Here is a 2,560-nt window from a genome sequence, read left to right as displayed (position 1 = left end):
CGATCTCGGGTCTGAACTTATAGTCGGCCATAAGGTCGGACTTAGCACCGACGCCGAAATCCCGTCAGACGGCCTCCGCCGGAGGGATACGACATTCTGCCCGGAATCTGCCATTGAACGCTTCGATGTAGGCATTGTCGGTCGGCTTCCCCGGCCTGAAAAAGGCGAGAGTGACCCCGCGCTGGCAAACCCAGTCTCTGCCGTTTATTCGGCTGACTGATTGCGTCTTGCAATAGAACTCAATAGGCAAGTTTGAAGTAGACCGCCGAGAAATTGTCCTCCATACCGGAACCGTCGCAAAAGGCCATGACCCCGTCTGTGGTTCCATCAACACGGCCACCCGATACGATCGATGCTCCTTGGATTCCGTTTGCGTCTGAAGTGAAACTTACATCGCCGGACGCGATGATTTGCCCGCCAAACATCTTCAAATACTGAGGAAACGCGACGCCTCCCTTGGTGACAATTTGCACACCACCCCCTGGCGCGCAATTGTCATCTTTGCCAAGTTGAATCCCCGACGCGCCAGTTATCGAAGCATTTCCCGTATTTGTATTTACGATGGCAACATTATCCATTGTTACGTTTTCGCCAATCTGCAACTGGCAATTGGTCCAAATAACAAGATCCTTCAGATCTGTCCCCGCGTGAATCTTCGCACGCTGTTTTTCGCGCGCACAATACAAGACGTGGATTCTTTGTGTTGAGAACTCCGGATCATCGAGCTTCGATTTTGGATCTAACTCAATTTCAATTGAGCCCGGGATAATCCAATCACGGAAGTAAGGTGATGATGGATCCAGCACACCACTTATGATCTCGTCCACCCTACTCAAGACTCTTAGCTGGTATGCCGCGTCCCTTAACGCATCTGACAGCCCAGGGTTCGCCGCAAATCCATCTGATGGAATAGAAATTTCGCGGCGATCCGGCATCGAAACGATCGAGCGAGTTTCAAACTCGTTTCCAGTATTGAATGACACAAAGGTATTAGAATGGATGCAGAACCCCTCCTTAAAGAGATTGTTGGAGGTGAACTCTACAACATCCTCGCCAACGACCCCTTCTCTAAAGCAAGTTGGAATATATGTTTCAAATACCGAGGAGCGGCGAATGTCCCAGTGTGTTTGGCCAAAAAGCCTTAGGAGAACTGTGTAAAGTCTATTGCCACGCTCAGCAAGCCGGCCAGCATCGACAAGCACGGCATCGCTTGAACTGGAGTCGACCTGAAAAGACTCGTTTTTTGCGTCCCAATAGCCAAAGTATATGTCCTCATCTCTAAGAACATCGCCGTGCCGCTCGGGAGGCATGGCGATTTTTGCAATGGAAAGCGCGGTGGATTTGGCCGCTGCCGCGTCCTCTGTTTCACGCGTGAGCAAAGCGGCGTGCGCTGCAGAGTCAGCGGCAACTTGGAGGTGAGTATTTATTCGATAAGCGTTCGCTATGTCAAGCGCCAAAGCCCCAATCGCAACGGTTGCCAGAAATAGATACAACCCAAAGACCGTCACCGACCCGTCCATACGGCCAAGAAACGATTTCGCCTTCAACCATCGCATCAGGTCAGATCCTCTATTAGGTGGCCAGCGCTCGCAGACAAATGCAATCCGGTGATTTGCTTGAACATATTGAAAAAAACCAAGTCACTAGCCGGATATGATACAATAGTCGTTACTGTACCATCGCTGATTGTGGAGTCGACGACTGCGTTTGGGAGCTTTTCAGAAATTCGCTCCTGAACGAAAGCTTCCGCTTCGGATTCCGAGGAAAGCCGACCGACCGATAAATTTCGATTGGCATCTTGGATTACACGAAGCACTTCATTTTGACTGAAATAGAGGACTGTGACATTCACGATCAAACAAAACATCGACACCACAATCGGCACCCAAAGCACAAATTCGATTGTGGCGCTGCCTCGTGTGTCACGCGCGAAAGACCGGACCTTGATAGAGGCTGTTTTTGTCTTACTGCAACCCATCTTTGCTTCACTTCCTTCTACTGCCGCCGATTGTCTTTCGATTCAAGGCAGCTGCTTCTTCTTCTTTCCCATGCGTGTTAGGCAGAAATTTGACGGCGCAGAGGCAAGAATAGTCACTTTCCGGGTGATGTGTTCGACACGCTCTCCTCTTCTTTGGCTCTGAGCTCTGAGCTAATGGGATGAACTGCCTTCCCGCCAACCCGCTGCTATCGTGGCAGGCATAGGTGGAGGNCATTGATTTGGGCAAGACCGTTTGCAGTCTTGCCGGGCTGGATGAAGCGGGAGCGGTCGTGTTTCGCAAACGACTTCAGCGGCATCGGCTGCCGGGCTTTCTTGATACGCTTTCGCCCTGCGTGCTTGATACGCTTTCGCCCTGCGTGGTTGCGATGGAAGCGTGCGGCGGGGCACATCACATCGGGCGCTTTTGTCTTGAGAAGGGACATGAGCCTCGGTTGATGTCGCCGCTCTATGTCCGGCCCTATGTGAAGGTTTGAACCGCCCCGGATTTGCCGGAGGCTCCAACTCCTGAGTAGGATGGAGCATCATGAGCAAGACGACGAACAAGTTTTCCCCCGAAGTGCG

The 2,560-nt window shown here is 51.7% G+C and carries 2 protein-coding genes and 2 pseudogenes; 1 reads left to right on the top strand and 3 read right to left on the bottom strand.

Features of this window, described 5'->3' with window-relative positions; genetic code table 11:
• Window positions 1–91: 91 nt before the first annotated feature.
• The 3 genes and pseudogenes from GQE99_RS01665 to GQE99_RS01655 form a co-directional block, all read right to left on the bottom strand.
• Window positions 92–193 (bottom strand): annotated as a pseudogene (locus tag GQE99_RS01665) (integrase core domain-containing protein); the annotation flags it as partial.
• A gap of 46 nt (window positions 194–239) precedes the next feature.
• Window positions 240–1,556, bottom strand: a complete 1,317-nt coding sequence (locus GQE99_RS01660; RefSeq protein ID WP_161349847.1) for a pilus assembly protein TadG-related protein — start codon at window positions 1,554–1,556, stop codon at window positions 240–242.
• On the bottom strand, window positions 1,556–1,978 hold the full coding sequence (locus tag GQE99_RS01655; protein WP_161349846.1) for a TadE/TadG family type IV pilus assembly protein: 423 nt from the start codon (window positions 1,976–1,978) through the stop codon (window positions 1,556–1,558). The genes GQE99_RS01660 and GQE99_RS01655 overlap by 1 nt, the downstream gene beginning before the upstream one ends.
• Before the next feature lie 224 nt (window positions 1,979–2,202).
• On the opposite strand from GQE99_RS01655, the pseudogene GQE99_RS01650 reads away from it, so the two are divergent.
• Window positions 2,203–2,466 (top strand): annotated as a pseudogene (locus GQE99_RS01650) (IS110 family transposase); the annotation flags it as partial.
• Between the last annotated feature and the right edge of the window lie 94 nt (window positions 2,467–2,560).

The sequence above is a fragment of the Maritimibacter harenae genome (assembly GCF_009882975.1).
GTDB classification, from domain to species: Bacteria; Pseudomonadota; Alphaproteobacteria; order Rhodobacterales; family Rhodobacteraceae; genus Maritimibacter; species Maritimibacter harenae.
Note: the sequence above shows the minus strand (reverse complement) of the source record. Positions and strands in the feature narration are given on the sequence as shown.